This is a genomic window from Thermosynechococcus sp. HY213 (assembly GCF_031460975.1).
In the GTDB taxonomy this organism is placed as follows: Bacteria; Cyanobacteriota; Cyanobacteriia; order Thermosynechococcales; family Thermosynechococcaceae; genus Thermosynechococcus.
In genome coordinates, this window is record NZ_JAVKVB010000004.1 from 65,881 (window position 1) to 88,629 (window position 22,749).

Genomic DNA, 22,749 nt, shown 5'->3' on the forward strand with positions numbered 1-22,749 from the left:
TATGCCAACACCCAATGTACGTGTTTTTCCAGATTTGGCTGCCCTGACGGCGGCGGCAAAGCAGTTTGTTCTTGAGCAGGCCACTGGGGCGATCGCCCAACGGGGGCAATTTATGCTTGCCCTTGCCGGCGGCAACACGCCTAAACCGTTGTATGAAAGCCTTGTCTGTGCGGATACTCCTTGGTCACGGTGGCACATTTTCTGGGGTGATGAACGCTATGTTCCCCTCGATCATCCCGACAGCAATGCGGGGATGGCCTTTCAGGCGTGGCTCAATCATGTACCGATTCCCAAAAATCAGATTCACCCAATGCCAACGGCGGATGCGGATCCGCAGACCGCTGCCGATCGCTATGAGCAAATCCTGCGCCAAACCTTTGGTATCCGTGAAGGAGAAGTTCCCAGCTTTGATCTGATTTTGCTCGGTATGGGATCCGATGGCCATACGGCCTCCCTGTTTCCCCACACAGCAGCCCTGACGGTGGGCGATCGCCTGATTACCGTGGGCAACAAGGATGGCCAGCCCCGCCTCACCTTCACGGTGCCCCTGATTAACCATGCCCGTCAAATTCTCTTTCTTGTGACGGGTGCCAATAAACAAACTGCTCTACGTCATATTTTCTCTGGGACGACTGATCCCCATCTCTATCCGGCACGGCTGATTACTGGCAATGCCCTTTGGTTTTTGGATGCGGCGGCGGCTGAGGGTGTCGTTGCAAACACCTAGGCTGTGGGTCTGCCCCGTTCGTGAATGGCCTGAATAATTGCAGTATTGGCTTTCGGAAAGGGAAACTGCTCCAATTCCTCAGGGGTCACCCAACGGATGGCATCGCACCCCAAGGGCTGAGGACTTCCTGAAAGATGCTGGCAGTAATAGACATGGAGCGTCACCCGAAAATGGGTGTAGGCATGATCAATGTCAATCAAATGCTCACCAACACTAATCTCAATGCCCAATTCCTCACGAATTTCCCGCTGAATACACTCCTGAACCGTCTCATTGGGTTCAATTTTGCCCCCCGGAAACTCCCATAGTCCCCCCAATAGACCTGTTGGTGGCCGCCGATCAATGAGAATCTGACCTGCCGCATTCCAAATCACCGCGACACCAATCTTTTTATGGGGTAAGGGGGAACGGTTCATTTTGCGAGGAATCTCATGGGTTAACTGCTGTTGGTAAGCGACGCAATGGTGTTGCCAAGGACAAGCATGACACAGGGGTTGGTGGGGTGTACAGATCGTTGCCCCCAGATCCATCAGGGCTTGATTAAAATCGCGGGGGGCTTGGGGACACAGCAGTTGCGCCGACCACTGCCAGAGTTGGGCTTCCGCTTGCTTGGGGGGGATCGTGAGTCCATAGAGACGGGCAAGCACCCGTTTGACATTGCCATCGAGAATCGGCTGGGGCTGATTAAAGGCAGCACTGAGGATCGCACCTGCGGTACTGCGACCAATTCCCGGTAATGCCACCACGGCCTCGTAGGTGCAGGGAAATTGCCCCCCATGATCGGCCATGATCTGTTGAGCCGCGCGGTGCAAATGGCGTGCCCGTGCATAGTAGCCCAATCCCTGCCACAGTTTCAAGACGGTTTCCAAATCGGCAATCGCTAAGTCGGCGATCGCGGGAAAGGTGGCTAGCCAACGCTGATAGTAGGGAATCACCGCGGCCACTTGGGTTTGCTGGAGCATGATTTCTGAGACCCAGATGGCATAGGGATCGCGCGTGTGCCGCCAAGGTAAATCCCGCCCCTGCTGCTGATACCACTGTAAAAGTGCAAAACGAAGGGCAGGTAGTGTGTACCCGCCCCCACTGTCCTGTACCGTTGGCATGGGTTATTTGCTGTCTTCCGCTTGGGCAGCCGCTTGGAGCGATCGCTCGAATTCAAGACGTTGCTCGGCACCGCGCAAGAAGTAACCGCTCATCATTGCCGAAGCCAAGAGACGCCCAAGGTGCTCCCGATTCGTGGTAATGGAAACCTCAAACCCCTCCGGTGGCAAGTAGCCCAGCAGGTTACCAATGTGGCGTTCCATCACAATGGCCATTTCTGGCGACGCGGGACGGGACAGGCGAGCCACCACTTCTGCATCCAAACTTTGCAGATAGTTCCAGAGGGAATCAGCACTTTCTTGAAGATTGCGAGGGTTCATGGTTGGCTCCATAGAGTGTCCTCCCAAAAAGGTAGTCTGGCCAACAGGTCAGCGTGCCTGTGATGGCCTAGTTTTAATCTAGCAAGGGTGAATTTTAGGTGGGGGGTGGGAGAACCGATCTCCCAAGGTCTCATTTTCCGTCCCCGTTTTTATTATTATTTAGTTAATAAAAATAGGGTTGTTCTGGGTGAATTCCTATGACGGAACGTGATTTGTTTGACCTTGCGCCCTACATTGATCATACCCAGCTTGACCCCTTGGCAACCACAGCAGAGATTGAACGATGCTGTGCTGAAGCAGAACAATGGAAATTTACCGCCGTCTGTGTCATGCCCGTCTGGGTGAAGACGGCAGTTCAGTTGCTCCATCGCACACCCGTGAAAGTGTGTACCGTCATTGGCTTTCCCAGTGGTGCCCACACCAGTGCCACGAAACTCTATGAGGCGCAGGAGGCGGTTGACAGTGGTGCGACAGAGTTGGATGTGGTGCTCAACTTGGGTTGGCTCAAGGAGGGCAACACCGAGGCCGTCTATCGCGATATTGCCCAAATCTGCGCGGAAACGGGGGTGACCGTCAAGGCAATTTTGGAAACCACGGTGCTGACAGAGGAAGAAAAACAACTGGCAGTGGATATTTGCTTGGATGCGGGGGTGGCTTTCCTGAAAACCAGCACGGGCTGGCGCGGTGGTGCCACGATTGCAGATGTGCGTCTGCTCAAGCGCCTGAGTCGCGATCGCGTGGGCATTAAGGCCTCTGGCGGCATTCGTACGCGGGAGCAAGCCCTTGAACTGATTAATGCGGGTGCCACTCGCTTAGGTACATCCCGCAGCCTCGACTTGATGCAGGTTTAGCTATTCCCCTGTAATCGCAAGGGGACTCACCCACACTGGCGGACAACAACCATAGGGGGTGACTTCAACTTCAGTGCCCAGATGGAGAATACCTTTCAGCAGGCTGCGAATATCGCCGGCCACGGTGGCCGCTTCAATGCTGATGGCTTCGCCGTTGCGCAACAGCCAACCGTCAAAGGGGAGGGAAAATGAGCCTTGAAGGGCTTTCACGCCCGCGTGGAGGGCATGGAGTTCGTCAATCCAGACAAGACCATCGGCGCGATCGCCCCCTTCACCCGCTGGGACATCGTAGAAGTGACCACTCACTGTCACCTTTGCCCCTAAGTTGGCATGCCCCGTGGGCTGGGTTTGAAAGCGACGCGCCGTACCGGCACTGTGGTAGAGACCCGTGAGAATGCCCTGCTCAATCAGAGGGGTGCGGCGGGTGGGGGTACCTTCGCCATCAAAGAGGGGCTGACCCACATTCTGGGGATGGCGGGCGTCGTCGTACACGCTCAAAAGGGAGCTGGCGATCGCCTGATGGAGGGATTCTGGCGTCGAAAGGCTCTGGCGATCCAAAATGTTTTGGGCATTAAAGAGATTGCTAAAGGCACTGAGCAGGCTGAGGAATGCCGAGGGTGAAAAAAGAACGGGGTACTGACCCGAAACAATGGGTTCATAGGCCAAGTGGCGAATGGTTTTGTCGGCCACTTCATCAATGCAGCCCGCAATGTCTAAGTGCTCAAGATCGGGACTGATGCGAATGGCACCCGCACTGCGGGGTTTGCGACCCGCCTCATCGGTTTTGCTGTAGAGATAGAGCGTGGTTGTGGTGCTGGTTTGCTGGCGATTGGCACCCTCGCTGTTGAGATAAAACCGTTCTATGCGCCGCTGGCTGAGACCATTGTAGGGCACACTGGCGATCGCTGGATGTCGCCCCAACAGCTCCCGTTCGGCGGCAATCAGTTGATCTAGGAGGGTTTTTGCCGAGGCAAGGGGCAGATCCGCCGTTGTAAGTGTTGTGTCACCAAGGGGGGCGGTGGCCAAGGGACTAAAGTCGGGAATATCCTCTGTAACACCAAAAGCACTGGCTTCTTTGGCCATTTCTAGAGCCGTCTCTAAACCGCGATCGTCCAATTGGGTAGTGCTGGCGACCCCTAGGCGACCCGTTGAGTTCCACACCCGCACGGTAATCCCCGATCGCTGCGAGGCCTTCACCTGTTTGGGTTCCCCCTGCTGCACTTGGACACTCACCTCATCCACATGGGAGCCACCAAGGTCAAATTTCTCAATGCCAAGGCGGCGGGCGATCATCGCGACCTGCTCGTGGAGAGTGGATGCAGGGGTCAAGGTTACCGTCATGGTGTTCGGTTCAATGTAATTAACAAATCTTAAAACCATTCTAGCCCTATCCTCGGCGTGGTGGGCGATCGCCTAGGTAGGTTAAAAATCACATCATTTCTCGCTAAGATTTTTGGAGCAATGTTGATCGCGAGAAGAAAGCCATGGTGCAACCATCCTTGGGGCTTGATGGTAACGGCGAGTGGTTGGGGGGAAAATCACCCCAGTGGTCTGAGCGCCGCGCCCGCCTTGAAGAACTAATTGCGACCCTGCGAATTGCCGATGAACTGGCGGCTGGGAAGTATTTGATTACCAGTGGCGAACTAGCAGAGTTAATGGATGTCCATACCAGTGCAGTTACTAGCCGCGGTGAAGAATGGATATGGCGTAACTGGCAAATTTCCCGCGTGCGCCGCGAAAGCAATCAAATTCTCTGGCAGTTAGAACGCATTGATATCGCCAAAGAGCAGCCCTCAGAATTGCCCTCGAGCTAGATTGTGAGCCAGTCATGGATCTCGATTTTCCTTTGGAGTGTTTTGACCACGATTTAAGTGCGACGGCCTTGGCCCACTTTCTCAATGCGGATCAGTTGGCCGTAGATACCGAAACCATGGGCTTGAATATTCCCCGCGATCGCCTATGTTTGGTGCAGGTGTGCGACCCAGAGGGACAAGTAGCAGTGATCAAGATTGCCCGTGGCCAGAAAGAGGCTCCCCACCTGCAGCAACTCTTGGAGCACCCCCGCATTACCAAAATTTTCCACTATGCCCGCTTTGATTTGGCCACGTTGCGCTACCACTTGGGGATTCGGGTTCACCCTGTCTTCTGCACCAAAATTGCCAGCAAGATTGCCCGTACCTATTCCCCCCGCCACGGCCTCAAGGACTTGGTCTTGGATTTGTTGGGCATAGAAATTGATAAATCCGCCCAAAGTTCCGACTGGGGGAATGCCATGGCCCTGCGGGAAGATCAAATCCGTTATGCCGCTAATGATGTGCGCTATTTGATTCCCCTGCGGCAGCAGCTCACAGCCATGCTGAAACGGGAAGAACGCTTTGAGTTATTCCAAACCGCCCTGAGTTGCCTACCCGCGATTGTGGATCTGGATTTAGCGGGGTACACCCAAGTCTTTGAGCACGGCTAGAAACGGCTCCATGGTCGAGACAGTGCTTGGCTGGCCACGCTGGCACCGTTCACAAAAGGGGCACTCATAGCAGTATTTCCGAATCTGGGCTGGGGGCACTTGGGGCAGCTCCTGTCCTTGCTCATAGGTTTGTAACCATTGGCGCAGTTGGTTAAGGCAGTGCTCTAGGGTGTGGTGGATTTGCTCGTGGATGGCCTCACTGTAGGGAAAGGTGTAGAAATTTGCTCCCTTCTCTCCTTGGGCAAACCAATAGGTCATGGAAATTTGGCTGGGGGGGTAGGGACTAGTGGCTGCCAGGAGATAACAGTAAAGGCGAGTCTGCCAATGACGGGCTAAGGTGTCTGGGGCGGGTGGGTGGGCATAGGTTTTCCAATCGAGAATCTGCGCTTGCCCTTGGCCAAAAATCACGTAGTCATACACGCCCACAAGGGTGAATTCCTGCCAGCCCAGACTGCGGACATGCTCTGCTTCCCCTTGACCCTCAATCATGGGGGGTGGCATGGTTTGAAAGGCCGCAAACCACGGTTGTAATTCGGGCTGCGCCTCAAGAATTGGGCGGATATCGAGTCCTTGAAAGTGCTGTTGCATCAGGCGGTGGAAGTCGCGACCCTGCTTTTGGGCAGTGGTTTCCGTTAATTGTGTGGCCTCTGGCAGCATCAAGCTGTCAAGATAGCGGTACTGATATTGCCGTGCACAGGTTTGCAGGGTGCGCAGATGGGCTTGGGAAAGTTGCATCGTCTAGATCCAACCCAATAGTGTCATGATGCCGTAGAGAATCCACAGCGTGGCAATGGCGATCGCCCAATAGGGGGCAGCCCAAGATTGCTTTTGCTGTAAATCTGGGGAGTGCCACTCACTCACCTCAACAAAGGGAACTGTCCCACGTCGAAACCAGCAACCTACCACTAGCGATCGCCCCGCCAAGGTTTTCAGATAGGCTGGCTCAAGGATTGGCCAAATCGGCCCCCAAGCTCGATGGCAGCGCAGGGGAAACAAGCCCTGATCCGTCTGCAGCCACAGGTGCTGTCCTAGACCATTGCGCAAGCCTGTCACTGCCCGTAAATGCCCCTTTAGTTCGACAACGGGACTATCAAGGGGCAAAAGACGATGAAGAAGCTGACCCAAGGTGTAGGTTTGGGGTGGCCGAGGCGGGTAGTAGGCATTCAGGCGTAAAAAGAGACCTAACCCAAGGCCAATGGGAATGAAACCCCGTGCCAAGGTAGACCAATCCGCCAACCACCACAGAGGAAAGGCGATCGTCCCCGCCCGCAGTGCAAATTGACCAACGCCCGTGAGGATAATCGTCGTGATGACTCCTGCGATCGCCCCCCAGAAGGGAGCCAGTTGTTGCCCAGCCCGTTGACAGCGAAGGGAGGAAGTCGAGGGCAGGGAAAGCAGGGATTCCAGTCGCCATTGCCGCGCATAGGTCATCAGGGCTTGCAGGCGTAGTCCAAGGGGACGATGGGAGGAGGTCAAGCGAAACCAATACCGCAGGGGATGGGCGGTATCCCAGCGGAGCAGCATTGGCCAATCGAGGGGTTGATTGCCCCACAGGGCAGCTTGGGTTGGATTTAGGGGTAGAAGCAGGCGCAAGGATTCTAGGGGGATACCAATTTCCCCTTGGGCACACACCGTCGTTGCTGTGGCTGCCATGAGGCGAAACCAAGCCATCACAAGGGTATTGGGATTACCGATCAAGGCTGCCCCTTGGCGATCGCTATAATACTGCCGCAACTGATTGCTCCAGAAGCAGAGCATCTCCAGCCCACGAAAGAGAAGATAATTCCCCTGACCCACCATGGCACAGAGGAGATAGAGGGTACCCCTGATGATCCGCCGTTTCCAGTGCTTGCCATAGGGAGGGGCAAAGCGATCGCCCCAACGGCTGCACCAACAGTACAGGTCATAGGGCAGTTGCAATAGCAGTACAAGGGGGGTCACTAGGGTATTTAGCCCCAGCCGTAGTTGGGCAATTTCACTGGCCATTAAAGCCAGCAGTTCCTCGCCAGAGAGCGATCGCAATAGACCTTCGCTGACAATAATGCGGCGCTGCCAGCGCCCATAGCTAAAAATGATCGGTGCTGCCGTCATCAAGCAGCCTATTTGGGGACGGGGTTGCCACCACGACCACGACAAACGCCCCAAGAGCATCACCGTTTCGGGACTATACTCCTCAAGTTCGCCAAGACTCAGAGGACGCAAACCATAGCCAGCTCGCAATCGCCATGACCACAGCCAACTGCCACCACTGAGTAACCCCAATCCCAAGCAGCCCAGCAAAAACCACGCCATCACCCCTTCCCAGCCCCGCAGGAGTGTCAGTGGATCATTGGCGTAGTTAAGGAGGCCTGCAATCAAAACCTGTAGCGGTTTTTGGAGTAGCCACGCGATCAGCAGCAGTGTTGCCCCCTGACTTAGCCAGAGATAAATGCGAGGCACCGGTCGCAGTTGCATAGGCGGCCTTGAACTCGGCGCTGAAACACACTCAAGGTAGGAGGAAGTGGGTTCCTCATCCAAATAGCGTTCCAATTCTGGCAGATGTTTTTGCGCCCAAGCCCGAATGGAGGGGAGGGGCGATCGCGCTAGAAGTTGACAGAGATCAATGGCCTCTTGCCACTGGCGGGTGTGGGCATAGGCTTTAATCAGGTGCAGATGAGCCTTGAGACCTTCGCGGCGTTGACCGTGGCTGGCAATGACGGCTTTGAAGGCGGCGATCGCCAGTTGATAATCTCCGCGATTAAAGGCCGCTAAACCCGCAATATAGCGAGGATCTAAGCGAAAATCGGATTCTGGATCGGGCATACTTGAGTATTCCCCAGATCACGGTTGCTGGTTACCACCAAGGGCGTGGGCTTTCAAATCCTCTAGGGAGACATACTCAAGGGCACTGACATGGGTTGCTTCCAGAATTACTGGGGGAGCTACGTCAGCCTCTAGGGCTTCCCGCCAACGGGAGGCACACAGACACCAGCGATCGCCCGGTTTCAGCCCCGGAAATTGATAGGCGGGCACTGGCGTCGAAAGATCATTGCCCCGCGAACGGGTAAAGGTGAGAAATTCAGCGGTCATTTCCGCACAGACCACATGGGCACCGACATCTCCTGCCCCCGTCCGACAAAAACCATCGCGATAGAATCCTGTGAGTGGATTTTGACAGCAGCACACCAAGGGTGTTCCCAACACATTCATTGCCGTCATTATTGATGCCCCCAAGTTTTTCACCCTAAGTCTAGCTATAGCATAAGCCTGTGCCCAAGAGGCCTATTGCAGCCAGTCCTTGGCCAATGCGCTAAACTAAAACTCAGAAATAGTATTGTTGTTGTTTTGTTTGGCCTATGCCTAGCGTTGTTCCCCAAGAGCGGCAACAGGTTATTCGCAAGCACTACCCCAACTACAAAGTCATTGTCCTCAACGATGACTTCAATACCTTTCAGCACGTTGCTAACTGTTTAATGAAATATATTCCCAACATGACCAGCGATCGCGCGTGGGAATTAACGAATCAAGTTCATTACGAAGGCCAAGCCATTGTTTGGGTGGGGCCCCAAGAACAGGCGGAACTGTACCATGAGCAACTTTTGCGGGCGGGGCTGACAATGGCACCCCTTGAACCCGCATAGGCATTGCCCTTTGTAAAGCCTGTTATCACCGCTATTAAAAACTTTGAATCCTGTTACCTTTCTTCATGTGTCACTATAAAAGGTAGTTTCATAAGGTTGAGGAACTGCCAATGGCCGTCACGACTGCCAAGCGTCCGCCGCGCTTAACCCTGCAGGTGTTGGAGATCGCCGCTGATACGACGGCAATTCGCTGCCTAGATTGGGATCGCGATCGCTTTGATATTGAGTTTGCCCTTGAAAATGGCACCACCTACAATTCCTTTCTGATCAAAGGGGAACAGATTGCCCTCGTAGATACGTCCCATGCCAAGTTTGGCGATCGCTACCTCGAGCAACTTTGGCAACGGGTGAACCCCAGTGACTTGAACTATCTCATCGTCAGCCATACCGAACCTGACCACAGTGGCCTCGTCAAGGACGTATTGGCAAAAGCCCCCCATGTAACCGTGGTGGCCTCAAAGGTGGCGTTACAGTTTCTGGCGGATCTGATCCATCAGCCCTTTAGTCAGCGACAGGTGAAAAATGGCGATCGCCTTGACTTGGGGAAAGGGCATGTCCTTGAGTTTGTGATGGCTCCCAATCTCCACTGGCCCGACACCATCCTCACCTATGATCACGGCACCCAGACCCTCTTTACCTGTGATGTTTTTGGTGCCCACTTCTGCAATGATGATCCCTTTGACACAGAACCTGAACTGCTAGCGCCAGATTTCAAGTTTTACTACGACTGCCTCATGGGACCCAATGCCCGCTCCGTCCTCTCCGCCTTCAAGCGCTTGGAACCCCTGCCTCCCGTGCAACTAGTTGCCACAGGTCATGGCCCACTGCTGCGCCATCATCTCCCGCAGTGGCTAGATTCCTACCGCAACTGGAGTCAAGAGCAGGCCAAAGCAGCAACAACGGTGGCCATTTTCTATGCTGCTAACTATGGTTATGCCAATGCTCTGGCAGAGGCGATCGAACGGGGAGCCGCCAAAACTGGGGTTGTTGTTGAAAAAATGGATCTGCTCACCGCTGAACCCCAAGATATTCGCGAACTCACCGAGATTGCCGCTGGGATCATTATCGGTACACCGCCCACCACTGCCGTTGCTAAAACTGCCCTGAGTACGATTCGTGCGGCTGCCCATGCCAAACAGGCCATTGGGGTCTTTGAAAGTGGTGTGGCCGATGCTGAACCCGCCTATCCGCTGCTGAATCAGTTTCGGGATGCGGGACTGACGCCCTCGTTTCCTGTGATTCGGGTCACAGCAGCGCCCACTGAGGCACTGTTCCAAGAGGCGGAAGAAGCGGGTACTGACATGGGTCAATGGCTGTTGCGCGATCGCACCGTCAAGCAGATGAAAGCCTTGGATACTGACCTCGATAAAGCCTTGGGTCGCCTGAGCGGTGGGCTATACATTATCACCGCCCAAAAAGGTGCCATTAACAGTGCCATGTTGGCCTCTTGGGTGGCCCAGGCCAGTACCGAACCTCTTGGGGTTTCCATTGCGGTGGCCAAGGATCGGGCCATTGAGTCCTTTCTACACGTGGGGGATACCTTTGTCCTCAATGTTCTTGAAGAAGGGAACTACCAGCCCCTGATGCGCCATTTCCTGAAGCGATTCCCACCGGGCGCCGATCGCTTTGCCCATGTGAAAACCTATCCAGCCAGTAATGGCAGTCCCATTTTGGCCGATGCCCTTGCCTATATGGAATGTACCGTTGTCAGCCGTCTGGATGCCCACGATCACTGGATTGTCTATAGTACTGTGGATAATGGTCGCGTCTCAAAGCCCGATGGCATGACTGCTGTGCACCATCGCAAAGTGGGGAACCATTACTAAACTTGGGCACTCCCTACCCAAAGTGCGCTAAACTAAGTTTGCTGCGGACGTGGCGGAATTGGCAGACGCGCTAGATTTAGGTTCTAGTACCGCAAGGTGTGTGGGTTCAAGTCCCTCCGTCCGCATTCAAAAGCTTAGCAATTGAGGGCACAGTTTGCAGTTCGCAGCCAAGAAAGCATTGGCAAAAACCTTTCCCTAGATCTTTTTGGGGACTTGACTGGGATGTTTTTCTTTGAAGTGAAGATTTTAGGAGGATGGACACAACTGGACTCGAACCAGTGACCCCCACGATGTCAACGTGGTGCTCTAACCAACTGAGCTATGCGTCCTCGGAATTCCTAATATAGCATACACAAGGCTAACCTTTAAGTAGTTTGACCGTCACATTTGTATCGGTGCGATCGCTCAACGAACGAGTGGCCACCCCTAAAACGACTGGCTCAGTCACCCCCGGTTCAGGATGTTCGATGGTTCGTGCAATCACGGTCAGGCGATCGCTCCCTCGGCCGAGCCGTCCCAAGGAAAATAAATCATTCGCTGCCTGTACCAGCGTTGCCTCAAGGGTACTGCTCTCAATGTCCGGGGGCACTGTGATCACAACTTGCGTTGCCCCGTTGTCATAGACGAGGGTGTATTTGCCAGCACCGGGCACTGGGGAGTGCACAATCGGTACAATACTCAGGGCAAAGAGTCCCACTGTCACAACACCGAGAAACCCCGTAATACCAACAAAGCGAAAGCGCACACCCCAGCGAAAAACAAATGTGAGTGCGGTTAGGCCAGCCATGACAAGGGTGGCAATGCCAGCCCAGCGGCTATAGGTGGCAAAATCGGCGGGGGTCAGCACTACTCTTCCTCCTCATTACTGACAAAACCATTCACAGGGGTTTGATCCTGCTGCAACGCTGCCCGGAGGGTATGCCATGTCAATGTCGCACACTTAATCCGCACCGGGAACTGAGCCACCCCCTGCATGACATTGAGCTTGCGAAACTCCCGAGGGAACTCAAACTGCCCCTTCATCATCGCTTGGAACTGCTCCACCATTTGTAGGGCATGACTCACGGGTTGCCCCCGCAGGGCATCGGCCATCAAATCCGCTGAGGCCATGGCGATCGCGCAGCCTTCCCCCTCAAACTGAATATCCTGAATGATTGTCTCCCCCTGCTCATTGGTGCCTAGGGCAACGGTTAAATCAATGGTGTCGCCACAGGAGGGGTTATGTCCCCGCTGCTGACGATCCACAGGCTGCGTGCGGCCACGGTGGCGAGGTTTCTTGTAGTGCTCTAGGATGACTTGCTGGTAAAGCGTGCGGAGATGATCAAGAGACATTTAGAATACTCTATGCTCAGTGCATTTCCTCAAGGATTTTATAAACTATATTAACGGCTAAGGGCGGTGAGACTTTGCCAAAAAAGCGTCAAGGTGGCTGCTGTGCCGACACCAAACATGAGGGAGCGACCAAGGGGAAAGTTGGCAATATAGCAGATGCTGTACAAAAAGCGAGCCGCGACAAAACTCAGGCTGGCGATCGCCACCGTTGCATTATCCACCCCGGCAAAAAGGGTCAGCAACACTGCTGCTGCAAAGGGCATAAAGGTTTCAAAGCTATTTTCGTGTGCCCACACTGCCCGCTGCGCAAAGGGGGGCAGTTTCTCAAAGAGGGCACGGGGAGCCGCCATATCAAAGCCCGCCTGCCAGCGCCCCACCACAACAAAAATGTAGGGGAAATAGATCAGCAGCGTTGCTGTCAGTAAACTGGCGGCTAGTAGCCAAGGGATATTGCTCAACATCACCTAGACTCGCTCCAACACTGGCAGCGCACCACTGAGCACCCCATCGCGAGGGGGCAATTCCTCACAGAGAATTTCGCAAGAGTTATTGGGACTTTCAATCAACTTCACCTTATGCAGCGTCGCCCCCAACTGGCGAATCGGTTCCTGTAACAACTGGGCAATGTAAATGGCGATGTTCTCTGCTGTGGGCACCACCGTCGCAAAATAGGGAATATCTTTATTCAAAAACGTGTGATCCAAAGGTTCAATCACCTGTTCCTTGAGCACCTCCTCGAGCTTGACCAAATCAACAATCATGCCCGTCCGCGGATGGATTGCCCCCTTGACCGTAATCTCCACGTGGTAGTTGTGGCCATGGCCGTGGGGGCGAGCACACTTGCCATAGATGCGGCAGTTTTCTTCGTAGCTGAGATCCTCAAGGGCTAGACGATGCGCCGCACTAAAGTGAGCACCAACAGAAAGATAGGCTTCCATAGGGTCTCCCGTGTAGTCCGCCCAAAGGCGGGGGTGTTCAAACAGTTGAATGCGCACAAGGGGTAAATGGGGAGAGAGTCGATCCCAAATCACCCGTGCAATATGTTCAGTCGTGGGTAATGTGGCTTGAAACTCTGGCCACACCTCATTGAGATAGGAAAAATTCAGGGGTTCAATGACTTCACGGCGAATGATGTGCTTGACATCCGATAGGTTCAACACCATGCCAAAGTCATCAACAACGCCGCCCATTGAAACAAACAACTCATAGTTATGACCGTGGCCGGGAAAGCGACTATTGGCACCAAACCGAGCCAAATTCTCTGCTTCAGACCATTCTGGCAACCAGTAGCGATGACTGGCGGCAAACTCAGCACGGCGGTGAATAATACAATTCATGTCAAGTTATGAAGATTTGCAACAATTCAGCAATCTCCCCCTATCCTAACGAATTCTGGTTCCCCCAACCATTGGCTTTTTTGGCACATTTCCCTAAAGTCCGCCAAGGATGAAAGGCTTTTGCCGTACTTGGCCAATCAGCCAGCGCAGACTGTGGTTACTGAGAATCGATAAAGGCCCCATGACCATCAGGGATTTCACCTCTGCACGGCTAATTTTAACTACCCCTCCCGGTTGCAGCATCGCCGTCGAGTGAGTGAGTTCCCGCAGGGTGGCATAGGCAAAGAGCAGCGGCAGCACGCAAAAGAGGCGAATCGGAATTGCCGCCTTGGGCACGGATAGCAAGTAGGCTTGAGCTTCATCGAGATCATGCCAAGCAAGGGCAATCAATTCCTTAATGGCGGCATGATTTTGCTCAAGATGTTCAGCACTGAGGATGGACTGGTGGCTACTGCCTTGGAGCAGCAGAGATTCATTGGGGATATAGATCGAGTTTTCGTGCTCCGCATCCCAAGCAATATCCTTGAGAATGTTCACCGTTTGCAGCGCTTCACCAAAGGCAGCGCAGCGCTTGAGGAGTACTTGGTATTCATCGGCACCAATGCTGGGGGAATGCTCGTACCACAAATCCGTCAGGAGATAGCCAACGGTACCCGCGACGTAATAACAGTACTCTTTATATTCATCGAGGGTTTGAATGCGAATGCCATTGGGATAGAGGTTAATAAACTTTTTCATCCCATGCACCATTTCGCTCACCCAGCGTTGGACGTGCTGTTGGGACGTGAGGGGCAAAGAACGGTAGAGGGCAAAGACGAGTCCCGTATTTTTCACCAGTTGCACATGGGCTGGCTCCCCCTGAACCCCCCGTGCGGTTTCACCATAGCTATTGGCTAGATCGGCACTGTCAAAACACTCCAGCAGATGATCCAAGAGAGCGGTTTTTGCGGGGATACTGGCAACCGGATCATCCTCAACGGTATCGGCAATGCGACAGATGAGATAGGCCACCAGAACCGCCCGACCCAAATTTCCGGGGAGGAAGCGAATACTGAGGGCAAATGTGCGCGAGACTTGGGGGAGTATCTCTTGGCAAAAGCGCTCAGCATCCTTGACGGAAACTGGGTTCTCCAGCACCATTTGAATCATATGGGGGTTCACTCCTACACGCATTGATCGATAGTTGAGTCAATCCTCGACCGTTCCTCAGGCCAACACTCTAGGGCAGTCAATTCACGATTCTCCAAAAGGGTCTCGCGATCGCAACCCAGCAGGGGACGACTTCCACAAACAAGGATTGAGCAAAATCTATAGCTATCATACTCATTTTTGTTTGTCTAGGTGGCCTGTGACAGTTGCCGAGATTGCCTGAGGTACAATGGTGGATAGCTCACAATTTGCCAGAACAATAACATAGCTTCAACAATTAACAACAATTAACAACGGTATCAGATTTGGCGGAAAATGCCTCTCGTCCACCATAGCGGACGCTTGAGTGTGACACTCTTTCCATTGGTCAGTTTCTAAATTGCCCGCGATCGGTCTATCCAAAAGTTAAGACGGTAATCAGCTCGAAAATGTGTACTCCCAGCGTAGCGGTTGTGTCAACAGGCCAGCACAGCAAAGTTCATTAACAATGACTCCATGCCTCGTCCTTGTGCCCCAAGGGGCAGAATATCAAGCGGTACAACGAGGGCTACAGGCGTCCAATGTGGTGATTATTCCGATCCGAGCAGGGGCAGCCACAGTGACCACACCGGCATTGATCAGTGCCCTTGAGGAATCGCCTGCCATGGTTCTCATTTTGGGGGTTTGTGGGGGCTTGCATCCCGATGATCGGGTGGGTGAAGTGGTTGTCTATACTACTTGTCAGGATGAAGCAGGGCAAATGTATTCTTTAGACCAGACGTTATCGGCAAAATTGGCGCCTGCGTGGCGACGGGTGAAAGGCATCACAACGGCGAAAACCGTTTCTAAGGCCCAAGAAAAACAAACCCTTGCGGCTCGCGGGGGGGTGGAGGTGGTGGATATGGAAGGGGTGCCACTCCTCAAGGCTTTAGCGGGAATGCCGGTGGTGATGGTGCGGGTGATCAGTGATGGTGGCGATCGCGACCTCCCCGATTTGAGTCAAGCCTTTGATGCTCAAGGCAATTTGCGGCCGGGGCCACTGGCTATCGCAATGCTGCGCAACCCCCGTGCGGCGGCACACTTGATTCAAGGTAGCCTCAAAGCCCTCAAGGTGCTCACAAGAATTGCCCCAGAGATTGTGCAGCAACTCAATGGCTAAGATAGGGGTAGCCAGCTTGGAGAACGCTGTGGCGCAGCTTATTGGTCAAATTTTGGGCGATCGCTATGAACTCCTGCGCGAACTGGGGTCTCATCCGGGGCGGCGCACCTATCTGGCGTTGGATCGGCGGCGCTATGAACAGGTGGTGCTGAAGCTGCTGCTTTTTGGTGGCGGCATGACATGGGACGACTTTAAGCTCTTTGAACGGGAAGCGGCTGTGCTGCAACCCTTGGATCATCCGGCCATTCCCCGCTATCTCGACTACTTTGAAATCAATACCCCTGATCTCAAGGGCTTTGCTTTGGTGCAAACCTACATTGAGGCAAAATCCCTCGCCACATGGCAAGCAGAAGGGAGAGTGTTTAGTGAAGAGGATTTGCGGTTACTGGCCGATCGCCTGCTGGATATTTTGATCTATCTCCATGGCCGTCAACCGCCGGTGATTCACCGCGATATTAAGCCGACAAATATTCTTTTGGGCGATCGCTCCGGTCATGATCTTGGCAAGGTCTATCTTGTGGACTTTGGGGCGGTACAAACGGCGATCGCAGGCAGCACCCGAACCGTGGTGGGTACCTATGGCTATATGCCCCCGGAACAATTCGGCGGTAAAACCCTACCCGCCAGTGATCTCTACGCCTTGGGCATGACCCTCATCTACTTAGCAACCGGCACTCCCCCTGATGAGCTGCCGCAAAAGGAACTGCGGGTTCAATTTCAACCCTTGGTCTCCTTGAGTCCCCCTTTTATCCGCTGGCTCGAAAAAATGGTCGCGCCCGCCCTTGAGGAGCGATTTGACTCTGCGACTGCGGCTCGCCAAGCCCTAAAGCAACTGGACACATCACCCCACGAGGCCTCACTCATAACAAAAACGCCGCCCTACGGTTCCCGCCTACAGGTGAGAGAAACACCCCAAGGGCTACTGGTGCAAATTCCCCCCGTTGGATTTAATGTCAGTCTCTTCTTCCTGATTCCCTTTGCAGTGGCTTGGAATGGGTTCTTGGTCGTCTGGTACAGTCTAGCGATTAGTTCTGGCTTTTGGCTGATGGCTGTTTTTGCTACTGGTCATCTTGCTGTCGGTTTAGGCCTCATTGGCGGCATTCTTTACATGCTATTGGGATGGCAGGTGTTGATGGTCACCCGTAAGGATCTGCGCTTCTATGAACATATCCTTGGTTTCCGCTGGCGTCGTCCTAAAGTCCTGCCGCTTGAAGTGATTGAACAGATTGAATTTCAGCCCCACAGCACGTACCGCGATCGCGAGGGCGATCGCCAAGAGCTATCGAGCAAACTGGTGATTCGTGCCGGTAGCCAAGCGATCGAACTGACTGAAAATGCCCTTAGCGTGACCTCAAGGGATCTGGAATGGTTGGCCTACACCCTTGGCCGCTATCTGGGGCGACGGGTCACACAGGCTTGTCAGGATGTCCGAAGTGCTTGAGAACATCACCACTGAGGCGGCAGATACGCCAGTCAGGTAGCACAGTCGCACCCATGCGCTCATAGAATTGAATCGCAGGAGTATTCCAGTCCAAGACGCTCCACTCGATACGGCCATAGTCGCGATCGCTGGCTAGCCGGGCTAATGCCTTCAGCAGAGCAGTGCCCACCCCTTGACGCCGATAGGCAGGAAGGACAAACAAATCCTCTAGCCAAAGGCCGGGGCGGGTGAGGAATGTGGAGTAGGTGGTGAAAAACAGGGCGTAGCCAATAACGTCTGTGGGGGTATGGGCAAGAAGTACCTCGGCGTAGGGGCGATCGCCAAACAAATGCTGCCGTAGCGCCTCCTCTGTGCCCGTTACTGCGTGGCTGAGCTTTTCATAGGCCGCAAGCGCTTGGATCAGTTGGAAGATGATTGGAACATCCGCCGGGGTCGCTGCACGAATCGCAAAGGAGAAAGACACGCTAACCCAAACTAAATTGAGCGCAGCCAACCGGCACTCAGAGCAACGGTAAGCGCCATAAACAACACTGTCAAAGTCCACGTGGCACGGTTTAAGGTCGCTTCTGCACTTTTGGTGCTGGTAAAGAGCTGGGCTTGACCGCCAATACCACCGAGGCCATCCCCCTTGGGACTGTGGAGCAAGACCAATACAATCAGGCCAACTGCTGAAAATGCCCACAGACCAATGGCAATTTTTTCAATCATCCTCAACCTCGCTGGCGATGCGAATCTATACAACTTGACCTCTCCCTCATCTTACCGCAAGCCTAGGAGCCAATGGCACAATACAAGATAGGCGTTTTGAACGTGCCCCATGAACCAGCAAAATCTGCTTCAGCAATTGCTTTTAATTGGTGTTGGCACCACCTCCCTTGTGGCCGAGAAGTTGCGTCAAGTGAGCGACCAATGGGTGAAAGAGGGACGCCTCAATGCCGATCAGGCCAAGGCAATGGTGGATGAAGTCCTTGCTCACCTCAAAGAAGATGCCGCCTCCCTCGATGAAGCGGTGCAACGACAAACGCGCCAGTTTCTAGAGAGCTTGGGTGTGCCACAACAGTCAGAAATTGATGAACTGCGGGGACGCATTGATCGCCTAGAACGGGATGTTAGGGAGTTAAAAAATCGCTCATGGTAAGACAACGGGTGCATCGAGCCTACGGCTGGCTCCTCTGTGGTATTGTCCTAGTAGTGGTATGGTTGGTGGCCGCTCCGATTGCGATCGCCAGTGTGCCGCTAGAGGCGTCAACGGAGGCTGCGGGACTTATGGGGAATCCAAAGGTGGTGACCACTCCTTCAGGTTTGCAATACGAAGATATGGTTGTTGGCTCAGGGGCGCAGCCTCAAGTGGGCGATCGCGTGACGGTACACTATACGGGCATGCTCACCGATGGCCGCATTTTTGATAGCTCCCGCGATCGCGGTCAGCCCTTCCAATTTCAAATTGGTGTCGGTCAAGTCATCAAAGGCTGGGATGAAGGGGTTGGCTCAATGCACGTCGGGGGGCAGCGGCGGCTGATTATTCCGCCGAACCTAGGCTATGGTGCACGCGGTGCGGGTGGGGTCATTCCCCCCAATGCGACGCTGATTTTTGACGTTGAACTTTTGGGTGTGCAATAGGATTGAACTCGGCAAGGGATGCCCAAGGCCAAGGTACTGTACATCTGCCGCGAGTGTGGTGCCGAGTCTGTGCAATACTTTGGTCGCTGTCCCAACTGTGGTCAGTGGAATACCCTTGATGAGCAGGTGGTTAGCCCTGTAGAGACCGCTGCTCGACGCACAACCCCCCGAAAATCGACCACTCCCCACCCCCGCAGTGCCAAGGCCCTAGGAGAGATTAGCGAACAGACACAGAGCCGTTCTGCCTCCGGATTTGCCGAGTTGGATCGGGTTTTGGGAGGGGGGATTGTGGTTGGCTCCCTCGTGTTGGTGGCTGGCGAACCGGGAATTGGCAAGTCCACGCTTTTGTTGCAGATGGCAGCCACCTTAGGGCAACAGCAGCGGGTGCTCTATGTCTGTGCTGAGGAATCGGCGCAGCAGGTGAAATTGCGATCGCAACGACTGGGCATTGCCGCCTCTCCCTCGCTCTATCTTTTGGCGGAGACGAATTTGGAGGTGATCCTGCAGGAGCTGACCCATCTGCAACCCCATCTGGCGATTATTGATAGCATCCAAGCGGTGTATCTGCCCCAATTGACGGCTGCCCCCGGCTCGGTGTCTCAGGTTCGTGAGGGCACAGCCGCCTTGATGCGCTTAGCCAAGCGGGAGCAGATGAGTCTCTTTATTGTGGGGCATGTTACAAAGGAGGGGGCGATCGCCGGTCCGAAGGTGCTGGAACATTTGGTGGATACCGTGCTCTACTTTGAGGGCGATCGCTTTGCCAGTCACCGCCTCGTACGCGCTGTCAAAAACCGCTTTGGTGCTAGTCAAGAAATTGGCGTTTTTGAAATGGGCGCGCAGGGCTTAGCCGAGGTCACAAATCCTTCGGCGCTGTTTTTGGGCGATCGCGAGCCAACCCCCGGTACCGCCACCATTGTGGCCTGTGAAGGCACCCGTCCGCTTGTGGTTGAGTTGCAAAGTTTAGTTAGCCCCACCAGTTATCCCTCTCCACGCCGCACGGCCACGGGCATTGAGTACAATCGCTTTTTGCAAATTCTGGCCGTCCTAGAAAAACGCCTAGGGGTGCCCCTCTCGAAGCTAGATGCCTATGTGGCGTCCGCTGCCGGGCTGAATGTGGCGGAACCCGCTGCTGATCTGGGGGTGGCAGTGGCTGTTGTGGCTAGTTTTCGCGATCGCTGGGTGCACCCCCAAACGGTGATCATTGGCGAAGTGGGCTTAGGGGGGCAAGTGCGAGCCGTCTCCCAGTTAGAATTACGGCTGCGGGAGGCGCTGAAGTTGGGATTTCGCCGTGCCATTATTCCCGAAAACCAAGCCTGTGCGATCGCGGGGCTAGAGATTTATCCTGTACGTCGTGTCACCGATGCCATTGTGGCTGCCCTTGCCCCCATGACCACTGAGGAATCCCCCTGAGGGCTATCCTTGCGAGTCCAATTTATCCCTAAGATGTCTGAGACAGATACCCCATTGGTGGAGCGGCAGTGCAAAGCCAGTTGTGACAAGATACACTTCCGCCATCAACGGACTCAATTGCTGACACAGTTCGCCAAGGCGATCGCGAAAACAGCGACCACTGGCATAGGCAGGAACAACTCCCCAGCCCACCTCTTCAGCAACAAAAATGAGTTGAGCGCCACAGGCTTGCACACTGGCTAGGAATTCAGTAACGGTTGCTTGCCATTGATCTTGAGATTGATTTAGGCAGTTGGCCACCCATGTTCCCAAGGAATCCACAAGGGCGCAATGATCAGGCGGCAGGTCACGCAGCAGGGCAGCTAGTTCGAGGGGGCACTCCCGCAATTGCCACTCAGCGGGGCGGCGAGCACGGTGCTGTGCAATCCGCTGCAACCATTCTGTATCCTCTGGGGGGGCGATCGCCGTCGCAACATAAATCACTGGTTGTCCGCTGTGGGTAGCAACGGCTTCTGCCCATTCACTCTTGCCACTGCGACTCGGACCGGTCACCAAGACATGATCAGGCATGATTAGGCACTGTTGGTTAACTCAACTGTCGGGGATCAAGACGTTCTCCCAAGCCCTCACCAAGGAGCGACAGACCCACGACCAGCAATGTCATGGCTAGACCCGGAAAGAGCGTCGTCCACCAGATGCCCACCGACAACCCATCCAAGGCCTGTCGTAGATCCTGCCCCCATTCGGGTACCTGCGGCGGCAACCCTAAGCCCAAGAACCCCAGCCCTGCCAAGGTCAGGATGGCATCGGCGGCATTGAGGGTAAAGAGCACGGGGATACTGGGAAGCACATTCACCAAAAGATACCGCTGTAGAATGCGGGGGGTCGAGGCGCCAAGGGCGCGGGCAGCTTCGATAAAGACCTCATTTTTTAGGCTCACCGTGTGGTTGCGCACAACGCGATAGTACTGGGGAATATAGGCGACGCTAAGGGCGATCGCGGCATTGAGCACCCCCTTGCCGACCACAAAGGCCACCGTCACCGCTAGGAGTAGCCCCGGCAACGTGTAAATCGTATCCATCAAAAAGAGCAACCCGCGATCGAGCCAGCCCCCGCGGTAGCCACTCAATAATCCCAAGGGCACCCCCACCACCAAGCTCAACAGCGTTGCCACCAAGACCACCTGCAAGGCTGCTTGGGCACCAAAAATCGTGCGGGAAAAGACATCATAGCCCAAGCGATTCGTGCCAAACCAGTGCTGCGGCGAAGGCGGCGCGTGAATCGGAAAGTCAAGAAATTCTTGGGGATTGGCAATCCAACCGAGGGCCTGAGCAAGGGGAGCAAGAACCGCCAGCAGCAGAAACCCCCCACAAATAATTGCCCCCACCAGCAACAGCCGATCCGAGAGGCTATTCATGCATGCCCTATCCCAACAAACTGGCTAGCAAAGCTTTCTGCGCATGGAGACGATTTTCCGCCTGCTCCCAAACGCGAGACTGCGGCCCTTCAAGGACACTGGCGGTAATTTCCTCCCCACGGTGAGCCGGCAGGCAGTGGAGAACGATCGCCCGTGGATCCGCAAGGGCTAGCAGTTGATCATTAATTTGGTAGGGCTGAAAAATGGGCTGGCGATCGCCCGCTTCTGCTTCCTGTCCCATACTCGCCCAGACATCCGTGTAAAGCGCATGGGCACCCTTAGCCGCGGCCTGCGGATCCGTGAGAACAGTCACTTCACTCTTACCGCCACTCAATGCCTTGGCTTGCGTCACAATATCGGGCAAAGGCGCAAACGGCGGTGGCGAAGCCACCCGAATATTCACCCCCAAGAGGGCACAGCCCAGTAGTAAGGAATGCGCCACATTATTGCCATCGCCAATGTAGCAGAGGGTCAGTCCCGCCAATGTGCCAAAGGATTCCCGTAGCGTCAGCAGATCCGCCAAAATCTGACAAGGATGCTCGCGATCAGTGAGGGCATTAATCACGGGTATGCGGGCATAGTCAGCAAACAGTTGCAGTTCTGCCTGACCATAGGTGCGAATCGCCACCGCATCCAAATAGCGATCCAATACCCGTGCTGTATCGGGCAACGGTTCACCACGCCCCACCTGCATGGATTGGGGGTTCAGGTCAATGACTTGGCCGCCCAGTTGGTACATCGCCACCGTAAAGCTGACACGGGTACGGGTCGAAGCCTTCTGAAACAGCAGCCCCAAGACCTTAGGACACTGGGGAGCCACCTTGCCGATTTTCATCTGTGCTGCTAAATCCAGCAGATATTCTGCCTCTGCCCGTGAGAGGTCGGCGATGCTCAGCAAATCACGCCCCCGCAGTGTTTCCATCACAAATCTCCCCACCAAAACTGGTATCCACTCATGGTAGCAACCTCAGAGGCCTTCCAAATGTACAAATACAA

Annotated in this window: 27 protein-coding genes and 2 tRNA genes; 12 read left to right on the forward strand and 17 right to left on the reverse strand. The window is 54.5% G+C overall.

The window, feature by feature from the left end; all coding sequences use genetic code 11:
* Window position 1 precedes the first annotated feature (1 nt).
* Window positions 2-727: a 6-phosphogluconolactonase gene (gene pgl, locus RHK62_RS01555; protein WP_302678674.1), complete on the forward strand. Its 726-nt coding sequence runs from the start codon at window positions 2-4 to the stop codon at window positions 725-727.
* On the opposite strand, the gene mutY is transcribed toward pgl, so the two are convergent.
* Both mutY and RHK62_RS01565 read right to left on the reverse strand, forming a co-directional pair.
* Window positions 724-1,830: an A/G-specific adenine glycosylase gene (gene mutY, locus RHK62_RS01560; protein WP_310453167.1), complete on the reverse strand. Its 1,107-nt coding sequence runs from the start codon at window positions 1,828-1,830 to the stop codon at window positions 724-726. The two genes, pgl and mutY, sit on opposite strands and share 4 nt — an antisense overlap.
* Before the next feature lie 3 nt (window positions 1,831-1,833).
* Window positions 1,834-2,160 carry a DUF760 domain-containing protein gene (locus RHK62_RS01565; protein WP_024124133.1) on the reverse strand — a complete coding sequence of 109 codons (327 nt, stop codon included), beginning with the start codon at window positions 2,158-2,160 and terminating at the stop codon, window positions 1,834-1,836.
* Between the two features lie 185 nt (window positions 2,161-2,345).
* On the opposite strand from RHK62_RS01565, the gene deoC reads away from it, so the two are divergent.
* Entirely contained in the window at window positions 2,346-2,999 is a 654-nt protein-coding gene (gene deoC, locus RHK62_RS01570; protein ID WP_310453168.1) for a deoxyribose-phosphate aldolase, read from the forward strand.
* On the opposite strand, the gene RHK62_RS01575 is transcribed toward deoC, so the two are convergent.
* Window positions 3,000-4,292 carry a TldD/PmbA family protein gene (locus RHK62_RS01575; protein ID WP_310453222.1) on the reverse strand — a complete coding sequence of 431 codons (1,293 nt, stop codon included), beginning with the start codon at window positions 4,290-4,292 and terminating at the stop codon, window positions 3,000-3,002.
* A 191-nt stretch (window positions 4,293-4,483) separates the two neighbouring features.
* Between RHK62_RS01575 and RHK62_RS01580 the strand changes: the two genes are divergently transcribed.
* Together RHK62_RS01580 and RHK62_RS01585 are read left to right on the forward strand one after the other, a co-directional pair.
* On the forward strand, window positions 4,484-4,813 hold the full coding sequence (locus RHK62_RS01580; protein ID WP_206200779.1) for a hypothetical protein: 330 nt from the start codon (window positions 4,484-4,486) through the stop codon (window positions 4,811-4,813).
* Window positions 4,814-4,827: 14 nt separating this feature from the next.
* Window positions 4,828-5,463, forward strand: coding sequence for a ribonuclease H-like domain-containing protein (locus tag RHK62_RS01585; protein ID WP_310453169.1), 636 nt, complete (start codon window positions 4,828-4,830; stop codon window positions 5,461-5,463).
* Here RHK62_RS01585 and RHK62_RS01590 read toward each other — a convergent pair.
* Genes RHK62_RS01590 through RHK62_RS01600 form a run of 3 tightly spaced genes read right to left on the reverse strand, consistent with a single transcriptional unit; the run spans window position 5,428 to window position 8,664 of the window.
* Window positions 5,428-6,198: a PD-(D/E)XK nuclease family protein gene (locus tag RHK62_RS01590; RefSeq protein ID WP_310453170.1), complete on the reverse strand. Its 771-nt coding sequence runs from the start codon at window positions 6,196-6,198 to the stop codon at window positions 5,428-5,430. The genes RHK62_RS01585 and RHK62_RS01590 overlap by 36 nt on opposite strands.
* A gap of 3 nt (window positions 6,199-6,201) precedes the next feature.
* The gene (locus RHK62_RS01595; protein WP_310453171.1) at window positions 6,202-8,265 is read right to left on the reverse strand and encodes a zinc metalloprotease HtpX; all 2,064 of its coding nucleotides are present in this window, start codon (window positions 8,263-8,265) and stop codon (window positions 6,202-6,204) included.
* 18 nt (window positions 8,266-8,283) lie between these two features.
* Window positions 8,284-8,664, reverse strand: coding sequence for a DUF2237 family protein (locus RHK62_RS01600; RefSeq protein WP_149821117.1), 381 nt, complete (start codon window positions 8,662-8,664; stop codon window positions 8,284-8,286).
* A 134-nt stretch (window positions 8,665-8,798) separates the two neighbouring features.
* On the opposite strand from RHK62_RS01600, the gene clpS reads away from it, so the two are divergent.
* From clpS to RHK62_RS01615, 3 genes are all read left to right on the forward strand, one after another.
* Complete coding sequence (gene clpS / locus RHK62_RS01605; protein ID WP_206200784.1) at window positions 8,799-9,083, forward strand: ATP-dependent Clp protease adapter ClpS; 285 nt, start codon at window positions 8,799-8,801, stop codon at window positions 9,081-9,083.
* A 110-nt stretch (window positions 9,084-9,193) separates the two neighbouring features.
* Window positions 9,194-10,909 (forward strand): diflavin flavoprotein, encoded by a 1,716-nt coding sequence (locus RHK62_RS01610; RefSeq protein ID WP_310453172.1) that lies wholly within the window; start codon window positions 9,194-9,196, stop codon window positions 10,907-10,909.
* 43 nt (window positions 10,910-10,952) lie between these two features.
* Window positions 10,953-11,034 (forward strand) — tRNA-Leu (locus RHK62_RS01615).
* 130 nt (window positions 11,035-11,164) lie between these two features.
* On the opposite strand, the gene RHK62_RS01620 is transcribed toward RHK62_RS01615, so the two are convergent.
* The 6 genes from RHK62_RS01620 to RHK62_RS01645 form a co-directional block, all read right to left on the reverse strand.
* Window positions 11,165-11,238: transfer RNA gene (locus tag RHK62_RS01620), tRNA-Val, on the reverse strand.
* 29 nt (window positions 11,239-11,267) lie between these two features.
* Complete coding sequence (locus tag RHK62_RS01625) at window positions 11,268-11,756, reverse strand: Ycf51 family protein (protein WP_206200786.1); 489 nt, start codon at window positions 11,754-11,756, stop codon at window positions 11,268-11,270.
* Window positions 11,756-12,241 (reverse strand): Fe-S cluster assembly sulfur transfer protein SufU, encoded by a 486-nt coding sequence (gene sufU / locus RHK62_RS01630; protein WP_310453173.1) that lies wholly within the window; start codon window positions 12,239-12,241, stop codon window positions 11,756-11,758. The genes RHK62_RS01625 and sufU overlap by 1 nt, the downstream gene beginning before the upstream one ends.
* A 50-nt stretch (window positions 12,242-12,291) precedes the next feature.
* Complete coding sequence (locus tag RHK62_RS01635) at window positions 12,292-12,702, reverse strand: MAPEG family protein (RefSeq protein WP_302677119.1); 411 nt, start codon at window positions 12,700-12,702, stop codon at window positions 12,292-12,294.
* Window positions 12,703-12,705: 3 nt separating this feature from the next.
* Window positions 12,706-13,578 carry a 6-carboxytetrahydropterin synthase gene (locus RHK62_RS01640; RefSeq protein ID WP_206200789.1) on the reverse strand — a complete coding sequence of 291 codons (873 nt, stop codon included), beginning with the start codon at window positions 13,576-13,578 and terminating at the stop codon, window positions 12,706-12,708.
* Window positions 13,579-13,671: 93 nt separating this feature from the next.
* A complete protein-coding gene (locus RHK62_RS01645) occupies window positions 13,672-14,727 on the reverse strand; it encodes a phytoene/squalene synthase family protein (protein WP_181496817.1) in 1,056 nt (351 codons plus the stop codon).
* A 487-nt stretch (window positions 14,728-15,214) separates the two neighbouring features.
* On the opposite strand from RHK62_RS01645, the gene RHK62_RS01650 reads away from it, so the two are divergent.
* Entirely contained in the window at window positions 15,215-15,865 is a 651-nt protein-coding gene (locus RHK62_RS01650) for a phosphorylase (protein ID WP_206200791.1), read from the forward strand.
* Window positions 15,866-15,893: 28 nt separating this feature from the next.
* On the forward strand, window positions 15,894-17,306 hold the full coding sequence (locus RHK62_RS01655) for a serine/threonine-protein kinase (RefSeq protein ID WP_225901616.1): 1,413 nt from the start codon (window positions 15,894-15,896) through the stop codon (window positions 17,304-17,306).
* On the opposite strand, the gene RHK62_RS01660 is transcribed toward RHK62_RS01655, so the two are convergent.
* Together RHK62_RS01660 and secG are read right to left on the reverse strand one after the other, a co-directional pair.
* On the reverse strand, window positions 17,272-17,769 hold the full coding sequence (locus RHK62_RS01660) for a GNAT family N-acetyltransferase (protein ID WP_206200793.1): 498 nt from the start codon (window positions 17,767-17,769) through the stop codon (window positions 17,272-17,274). The genes RHK62_RS01655 and RHK62_RS01660 overlap by 35 nt on opposite strands.
* 11 nt (window positions 17,770-17,780) lie before the next feature.
* Complete coding sequence (gene secG, locus RHK62_RS01665; protein WP_149821094.1) at window positions 17,781-18,014, reverse strand: preprotein translocase subunit SecG; 234 nt, start codon at window positions 18,012-18,014, stop codon at window positions 17,781-17,783.
* A 109-nt stretch (window positions 18,015-18,123) separates the two neighbouring features.
* Between secG and RHK62_RS01670 the strand changes: the two genes are divergently transcribed.
* The 3 genes from RHK62_RS01670 to radA are packed head-to-tail and all read left to right on the forward strand — an operon-like array spanning window position 18,124 to window position 20,336.
* A complete protein-coding gene (locus tag RHK62_RS01670; protein ID WP_149821092.1) occupies window positions 18,124-18,444 on the forward strand; it encodes a phasin family protein in 321 nt (106 codons plus the stop codon).
* A complete protein-coding gene (locus RHK62_RS01675; RefSeq protein WP_149821090.1) occupies window positions 18,438-18,926 on the forward strand; it encodes an FKBP-type peptidyl-prolyl cis-trans isomerase in 489 nt (162 codons plus the stop codon). The genes RHK62_RS01670 and RHK62_RS01675 overlap by 7 nt, the downstream gene beginning before the upstream one ends.
* Before the next feature lie 18 nt (window positions 18,927-18,944).
* Complete coding sequence (radA, locus tag RHK62_RS01680) at window positions 18,945-20,336, forward strand: DNA repair protein RadA (RefSeq protein WP_302678684.1); 1,392 nt, start codon at window positions 18,945-18,947, stop codon at window positions 20,334-20,336.
* 3 nt (window positions 20,337-20,339) lie between these two features.
* On the opposite strand, the gene cobU is transcribed toward radA, so the two are convergent.
* From cobU to argF, 3 genes are read right to left on the reverse strand one after another with little or no spacing between them, the layout of a single operon-like run.
* Entirely contained in the window at window positions 20,340-20,906 is a 567-nt protein-coding gene (gene cobU, locus RHK62_RS01685) for a bifunctional adenosylcobinamide kinase/adenosylcobinamide-phosphate guanylyltransferase (RefSeq protein WP_310453174.1), read from the reverse strand.
* A 16-nt stretch (window positions 20,907-20,922) separates the two neighbouring features.
* Window positions 20,923-21,753 carry an ABC transporter permease gene (locus RHK62_RS01690; protein WP_302678686.1) on the reverse strand — a complete coding sequence of 277 codons (831 nt, stop codon included), beginning with the start codon at window positions 21,751-21,753 and terminating at the stop codon, window positions 20,923-20,925.
* 7 nt (window positions 21,754-21,760) lie between these two features.
* Window positions 21,761-22,675 carry an ornithine carbamoyltransferase gene (argF, locus tag RHK62_RS01695; protein WP_302678687.1) on the reverse strand — a complete coding sequence of 305 codons (915 nt, stop codon included), beginning with the start codon at window positions 22,673-22,675 and terminating at the stop codon, window positions 21,761-21,763.
* Window positions 22,676-22,749 lie beyond the last annotated feature (74 nt).

Excerpts from the sequence above, each read along its gene's own strand:
- pgl (WP_302678674.1), top strand. The coding sequence starts at position 2 with ATGCCAACACCCAATGTACGTGTTTTTCCAGATTTGGCTGCCCTGACG.
- mutY (WP_310453167.1), bottom strand. The coding sequence starts at position 1,830 with ATGCCAACGGTACAGGACAGTGGGGGCGGGTACACACTACCTGCCCTT.
- RHK62_RS01565 (WP_024124133.1), bottom strand. The coding sequence starts at position 2,160 with ATGGAGCCAACCATGAACCCTCGCAATCTTCAAGAAAGTGCTGATTCC.
- deoC (WP_310453168.1), top strand. The coding sequence starts at position 2,346 with ATGACGGAACGTGATTTGTTTGACCTTGCGCCCTACATTGATCATACC.
- RHK62_RS01575 (WP_310453222.1), bottom strand. The coding sequence starts at position 4,292 with ATGATCGCCCGCCGCCTTGGCATTGAGAAATTTGACCTTGGTGGCTCC.
- RHK62_RS01580 (WP_206200779.1), top strand. The coding sequence starts at position 4,484 with ATGGTGCAACCATCCTTGGGGCTTGATGGTAACGGCGAGTGGTTGGGG.
- RHK62_RS01585 (WP_310453169.1), top strand. The coding sequence starts at position 4,828 with ATGGATCTCGATTTTCCTTTGGAGTGTTTTGACCACGATTTAAGTGCG.
- RHK62_RS01590 (WP_310453170.1), bottom strand. The coding sequence starts at position 6,198 with ATGCAACTTTCCCAAGCCCATCTGCGCACCCTGCAAACCTGTGCACGG.
- RHK62_RS01595 (WP_310453171.1), bottom strand. The coding sequence starts at position 8,265 with ATGCCCGATCCAGAATCCGATTTTCGCTTAGATCCTCGCTATATTGCG.
- clpS (WP_206200784.1), top strand. The coding sequence starts at position 8,799 with ATGCCTAGCGTTGTTCCCCAAGAGCGGCAACAGGTTATTCGCAAGCAC.
- RHK62_RS01610 (WP_310453172.1), top strand. The coding sequence starts at position 9,194 with ATGGCCGTCACGACTGCCAAGCGTCCGCCGCGCTTAACCCTGCAGGTG.
- sufU (WP_310453173.1), bottom strand. The coding sequence starts at position 12,241 with ATGTCTCTTGATCATCTCCGCACGCTTTACCAGCAAGTCATCCTAGAG.
- RHK62_RS01635 (WP_302677119.1), bottom strand. The coding sequence starts at position 12,702 with ATGTTGAGCAATATCCCTTGGCTACTAGCCGCCAGTTTACTGACAGCA.
- RHK62_RS01640 (WP_206200789.1), bottom strand. The coding sequence starts at position 13,578 with ATGAATTGTATTATTCACCGCCGTGCTGAGTTTGCCGCCAGTCATCGC.
- RHK62_RS01645 (WP_181496817.1), bottom strand. The coding sequence starts at position 14,727 with ATGATTCAAATGGTGCTGGAGAACCCAGTTTCCGTCAAGGATGCTGAG.
- RHK62_RS01650 (WP_206200791.1), top strand. The coding sequence starts at position 15,215 with ATGACTCCATGCCTCGTCCTTGTGCCCCAAGGGGCAGAATATCAAGCG.
- secG (WP_149821094.1), bottom strand. The coding sequence starts at position 18,014 with ATGATTGAAAAAATTGCCATTGGTCTGTGGGCATTTTCAGCAGTTGGC.
- RHK62_RS01670 (WP_149821092.1), top strand. The coding sequence starts at position 18,124 with ATGAACCAGCAAAATCTGCTTCAGCAATTGCTTTTAATTGGTGTTGGC.
- RHK62_RS01675 (WP_149821090.1), top strand. The coding sequence starts at position 18,438 with ATGGTAAGACAACGGGTGCATCGAGCCTACGGCTGGCTCCTCTGTGGT.
- radA (WP_302678684.1), top strand. The coding sequence starts at position 18,945 with ATGCCCAAGGCCAAGGTACTGTACATCTGCCGCGAGTGTGGTGCCGAG.
- cobU (WP_310453174.1), bottom strand. The coding sequence starts at position 20,906 with ATGCCTGATCATGTCTTGGTGACCGGTCCGAGTCGCAGTGGCAAGAGT.
- RHK62_RS01690 (WP_302678686.1), bottom strand. The coding sequence starts at position 21,753 with ATGAATAGCCTCTCGGATCGGCTGTTGCTGGTGGGGGCAATTATTTGT.
- argF (WP_302678687.1), bottom strand. The coding sequence starts at position 22,675 with ATGGAAACACTGCGGGGGCGTGATTTGCTGAGCATCGCCGACCTCTCA.